General features: G+C 63.4%; 4 protein-coding genes. 1 reads left to right on the plus strand and 3 read right to left on the minus strand.

Translation table 11 applies throughout. The features are described 5' to 3' along the window. The 3 genes from tssM to tagH all read right to left on the minus strand — a co-directional run. The coding region (tssM, locus tag EN781_RS23795) for a type VI secretion system membrane subunit TssM (protein ID WP_127400379.1) at positions 1–974 on the minus strand (974 nt) is incomplete at its 3' end. Between the two features lie 22 nt (positions 975–996). Next, positions 997–2,502, minus strand: coding sequence for a type VI secretion system protein TssL, long form (gene tssL / locus EN781_RS23800; protein WP_126058931.1), 1,506 nt, complete (start codon positions 2,500–2,502; stop codon positions 997–999). 287 nt (positions 2,503–2,789) lie between these two features. Further along, on the minus strand, positions 2,790–3,860 hold the full coding sequence (gene tagH, locus EN781_RS23805; RefSeq protein ID WP_126058932.1) for a type VI secretion system-associated FHA domain protein TagH: 1,071 nt from the start codon (positions 3,858–3,860) through the stop codon (positions 2,790–2,792). A gap of 257 nt (positions 3,861–4,117) precedes the next feature. On the opposite strand from tagH, the gene EN781_RS23810 reads away from it, so the two are divergent. Further along, a partial coding sequence (locus EN781_RS23810; RefSeq protein WP_145965597.1) for a type VI secretion system tip protein VgrG occupies positions 4,118–5,700 on the plus strand: 1,583 nt, incomplete at its 3' end.

A 5,700-nucleotide genomic window follows, 5' to 3' on the forward strand; every position in this document is an offset into this window, starting at 1 on the left:
AAGATGGATATGCGCGCGACCGGATCCTGCTCTTCCTGGAGCCGGTCGGCCATCTCGTCCGCCAGGCGCCCGGCCAGAGCGTCGAATTCGGCCGGAACCTCACCGGCCATGTTCTTGTTGCGGTCGGTGGTCTGGAAGGTCGCGCCCCACACCTTGCGCCTGCGCGCCTCGTCGAAGCCGCCGAAATAATCCATGAAACCGGAGACGAGGTCGGCTTTGGTGAACAGCAGGTAGACCGGAAACTGGATCCTGAGCGTTTCATAGGTTTCGCGCAGGCGACTTCGTATCTCGGCGACATGGGCGTCAAGCTGCCGATCGTCGAAGCTCATGAGGTCGGCAAGGCTGACTGCCAGGATGACGCCGTTAATCGGCTGCCTGGCGCGGTATTTCTTGAGCAGCGACAGGAAGGCGAGCCAATTCTTCTTGTCGCGGGACTGATCGGAATCCTGTGTCGTGTAGCGCCCGGCGGTGTCGATCAGCACGGCCTCGTCGGTGAACCACCAGTCGCAGGATCGCGTGCCGCCAATGCCGGCCACCGGCTGCGCGGTGCCGGAACCGGCAAGCGGAAAATTCAGACCGGAGTTGACCAGCGCCGTCGTCTTGCCCGCGCCGGGTGGGCCGATGACGATGTACCAGGGGATCTCGTAGAGGAAATTGCGCTTTCCGCTCGAGCGTTTGAGTGCCGCGATGGCCTCGCTCATGCGGGCCTCGAGCACCTGCGAATCGTCATTGTCGGCGTCGTTGCGCACGATCGCGGCTTCAAGCGCCTTATGCGCCGTTCGCCTTTGCCAGAACCGGACCGTGTAGAAGAGCGCCGCCGCGGCCACGACCACGCCGACGATCGCGGCGCGCAACCAGACCGGCCCGAGTGGGCGCGCATCGGCATAACGGATCAGTGGTCCGGCAAACCAGACGGCTGCCGCGAAACCGGCCAAGGCGACGACGTTGAGTATGCGCAGCAGCCAATGCGTCATGGGCGCTTCCGAGGGGCCGCGCTCATAATGTCTCCTCCTTGGGGATCATCACATCGACGCGGCGGTTCGTGGCACGGCCTTCCGGGGACGCATTGTCGGCGATCGGCTCGTCTTCGCCCTTGCCGTCGGTGGTGATGCGCGATGGGTCCTTGACGCCGGGTGCCATCATCGCCGCGACGGCTTTGGCGCGGGCGACCGAGAGGTCGAAATTGGACTTGAACGTGCTCGATTTGCGCGGTTTTGCGTTGTCGGTATGACCGATGATCCTGATCGGCCCCGGTTCGGCGTCGAGAGCCGTGGCGATGTCTGCGGCGACGGACTGGAACTCCGGCTTCACCTCGGCCTTGCCGGGTTCGAACGTCAGGGCGTTGTTTATTTCCACCACGATGAAGCTGCCTTGCGTGCCCACCGCCAGCCCGCCGCGCGCCAGATCCTCGGCTAGCGCCGCACGGATGCGGTTGATCTGGGTGAGCGCGACGGGGGTTGGGGGAGGCGCGACTTTTGCCGGCTCGGCCGAGGCAGCCACGTCGGCGCTCTCGATTGTCACCGGCGTCGATGGATTGAGCGCCACAAGCTCGCCGGCGACGGCGTCACCCTCATTGGTGATGAAGACCCGCAAGGCAAAGAAGGCCGCCGTCAGGAGACCCGAGGTGACGGCCGCGACGGCCCAGAGCGGCAGCCGCGCTGACGGTCGCGCCATTGTCGCCGCCAATCCCTGCCAGCGGGGTGAAATGTCGTCGTCGGGCCGCGCCCTGAAGTAGCGAAGCGTGTCGAAGACGTCGCGTCGGACACGTTCGAGGTTGCTGTCCTGGCGCGCGAGGCCGCGATACTGACCTTCAAACCCCAGCGATAGGCAGGCATGCATCAGTTCGAGCAGGTCGTAATGCGCTTCCGGTTCGGCCAGCAGCTTGTTCAGCGCCTCATAGAAGCCGGCGCCGGCGGACTTGATGCGAAAGAACCGCGACAGCATGCCGTGCCCTGCCCAGCCGTCCCCCTCGGGCCAGGGCAGGTTGCCGACGAGATCGTCAACGGTTTCGCAAAGCGCAAACTTGGCGATCCGTGCGTCCTCTTCGGCAATGCCCGACTTCTGCATCGCCCGATCGAACCTTTCGATCGCCTCGGCGATGTGCAACGCCAGCGGTTCGGCACGTCTTTCGACCGGGATAAGTCGGAGCTGGCCGAGCAGCATCAGCAAGGGCGCGGCGGCGGCGATGATCGGGTTTGCCGTGGGGTAGGTGATGCTGCCGGTGGCGTCGAGGAGGACGTCCTGCTGCGGCCCCGACGAGGGCGCGGTCTCCAAGGGGCCGGCATTGGACGTCGCCCCTTGATAGATCACGGTTCCGGACACCCAGCCCGGCGGCATGTGCTGTCCGCCCTGCGGATCGAAAACCGTCGAATCCCGCACAGGCAGGGGCTGCCCGCCATCGGCGGATGCCGGCGGCGCCGGCGCCGGCTTTTGCCTGCGTCGTGGATTGGCGCGAATGACGGTCTTGCCGGCGGGGCCGAAGGGATCGTCCTTCGAGCTCATTGCTGGCCTTCCGTCCGCGCATGGCGGCCGTGCCGGCGCGCAAGACCAGAATGCGTGCCCTGCTGACGCGGGGAGTGTCCGATGGAAGCTAGGCTACAGAACGCGATCCCGCCGTAACATGACATTTGCCGCAGACCCCTGGGTCATTCAGCCGTAACCGCCTGGCGAACTGTCGTATGTGATCGTAATCTCAGAAGCGTCCGATTGGAACCATATGCGCGGAACCGCCCGGATTATTCTTAACGGCGGCGGTGTAGGGATCCGGCTCTGGCGCCGGAATTTACACGCTATTTTTGCTTGTCGGCCTTGGCATAGGCTTCGGCGAAATAGGCCAGGAATATGTCCAGCATGCCGTTTTCGTGGGCTTCCTCCATGGTCCGCCAGGTCGCAACGAAAGCATCCCAGGCCTGGCTTTTCTTCGAACTGAACGAGGTGGGCGGAAGCTTCCTGCCGATCGCCTCGGGAGACAGGTCGTCAAGCAGCCGGGAGAGCGCCGCCTGCATGGCCGCATAGGTGGCGAATTCGTGGGTCTTGAGATCGCGGAAGGCGTCTTCGACACTGTGCCTGGCGTCCAGGTAGCCGGCCCTGCGCCGCGCGAACATGATTTCCAGGATGTCGTCGGTTCCGGGCACGAATTTGAGGGGATTGTTGTCCGCTGCGCTGATCATCGTGCGGTGCGTGCTCTTGGCCAGGATCTTGGCGGCCGCGCGGGCCTTCAGCAGCAAGGCCAATTGTTCTACCGTCGTCCGCAGGACCGCGCCGATCTCGGCGGCAACCTCATGTGGGTCCCGCGATTGAAGCAGATCCGGCGAGATGCCGGCCGCCCGCGCGATTTCCCTGAGCAATTCGTCCGCAACGGGGCGCTGCGCGGCCGAAGGCGGCGCGGCTGCCTGCAGCAGGGAAGACGTCGACGCCGGCGCCTGGCGTTGCTCGCGCGAATTGAAGAACGGCTCGTTGCCGAATTCCTGGGGCCGGCCCGTCGATGCCGGCAATTCCCGTTGCGTCGAACCGGATCTCGGTTGGGGGTGACCCGTCACGCCGCGCTCGTCGTCGATGGACACGAAGATGACATAGCGGCCGATCAACAGCCGGTCGCCATGGCCGAGGCGATGCGGCGCGGCCAGGCGCTGGCTGGACCCGTTGATGAAGGTGCCGTTGCGCGAAACATCGTGAAGCCAGAACGCGCCCGCCTCATAGCGGACCTCGCAATGCCGGCCGGAAATGAACTTGTCAGGGTCGGGCAGGGTCCAGTCGCAATTTTCGCGTCCGATTTCAAAGCTGCGGTCGCGCGAACCGTAACCGAGCGGGAGACCGGCGGGCGCGGCCTCGACATTGTTGATCTGCAGACTGATGAACATATGAAAGTGCCGCCGACCGCTGATCGATACTTCGCCATTCTAGCAGCTTGCGAGGACAACACGACAGCAGCCTCTCACAACCGCCTCCGGAGCAAGGTTTGCCCGCCCTTGGTTCCTTTTGGTTGGCAGGAAAACATATGGTAGGCTGAACGAAGCCTGGTGTGGCAATCCGGGAAGTCCCCGAACGTGATGCGGTTAACATAGGGGGAACTTCAAATCCGTCACACTGGCGGCCGCGTCCTGGAGGGGCACGACCCATGCCGAACGAACGTGCCACGGTTGTGCAGACGCCGTTAGGCGCCGAGCTGTTGACCTTCACCCATCTTGTCGGGCGCGATGAGATCAGCCGCTGCTTCGCCCATACGGTGGGGTTTGTCAGCACCAACCACAATGTCGATCCGCTGAAGATGCTGGGCGGCGCCGTTTCGGTCGAAGGCGAATCCGATCCGAAGCGCTGGTTCAGCGGCCTGGTGTCGGAGTTCCGGTTAACCCGCATCGAGGACCGGCTGGCCTACTATGAAGCGGTCATCAGGCCATGGCTCTGGTTTCTCGGCAACACCACCGATTGCCGCATCTTCCAGAACATGACCGCCGTCGAAATCGTCGAGAAGATCTTCTCAAAATACGGTACGGCGAAATTCGAGAAGCGGCTGCAAGGGTCCTATCCCTCGCGCGAGTACTGTGTGCAGTACGACGAGAGCGACCTTGATTTCGTGCAGCGACTGATGGAGCACGAAGGCATCTTCTATTTCTTCGAATACGACGAGGGCAAGCACACGCTCATTCTGTGCGATGCGATGAGCAAGCTGAAGGCGGCTCCGGGCTACGATAAGGTGCTTTACAATTTCGAGGGACAGGGCTCGCGGAGGGATGTCGAATACATCACCGAATGGGTCCCGGGCAGCGAGGTGCGGCCCGGCGCCTATGCGCACACAGACTATGATTTCGAGAAGCCTGGCGCCGACCTCATGGCCAAGTCCGCCCAGCCGTTCAGCCACAAGGAGGCCTCGGGCGAGAACTACCGGCATCGCGGAGCGCATCTGGATGTGGGGCGGGGCGACAGTCTTGCCGGGATCCGGCGCGAAGAACTCCAGGCCTTGCACCAGCGCAGCGCGGCTGCCGGAACCGTGCGCGGCCTCCATTCCGGTTGCACGTTCAATCTGGAGAGTTTTCCGCGCGACGACCAGAACCAGGAATATCTGGTGATCAGCGCCGAATACAGGTTGTTCGATCCAGGCTACAGAACCCAGAGCGAGATCCACGCCGAGAACTTCAAGATCGTGCTCGGCGTCGCGCCCACTTCCTTGCATTACCGTCCGCCGCGGATCACGCCGCGGCCGATCATGCGCGGCCCGCAGACAGCGACGGTGGTCGGCCCTTCGGGCGAGGAGATATTCACCGACAAATATGCAAGGGTGAAGGTGCAGTTCCACTGGGACCGCCTGGGCAAGAAGAACGAAAACAGCTCGTGTTTCGTGCGAGTCTCGCAGACCTGGGCCGGCAGCGGCTGGGGCTTCATCCAGATCCCGCGCATCGGCCAGGAGGTCATCGTCGATTTTCTCGACGGCGACCCGGACCTGCCGATCATCACCGGCCGGGTCTACAACGCCTCGCAGATGCCGCCCTATGGGCTGCCGGGCAATGCGACGCAATCAGGCTGGAAATCGAACTCGTCCAAGGGCGGCGGCGGCTACAACGAGTTGATGTTCGAGGACAAGGCCGGTTCCGAGCTGGTCAATTTCCAGGCGCAGAAGGATCACAACCTTCTGATCAAGCACGATCGCACGAAGCTGGTCCAGCACGACCAGTCCGATCGCATTGACCACGACGCCAAGCACTC

The organism is Mesorhizobium sp. M4A.F.Ca.ET.090.04.2.1, assembly GCF_003999085.1.
Taxonomy (GTDB): Bacteria; Pseudomonadota; Alphaproteobacteria; order Rhizobiales; family Rhizobiaceae; genus Mesorhizobium.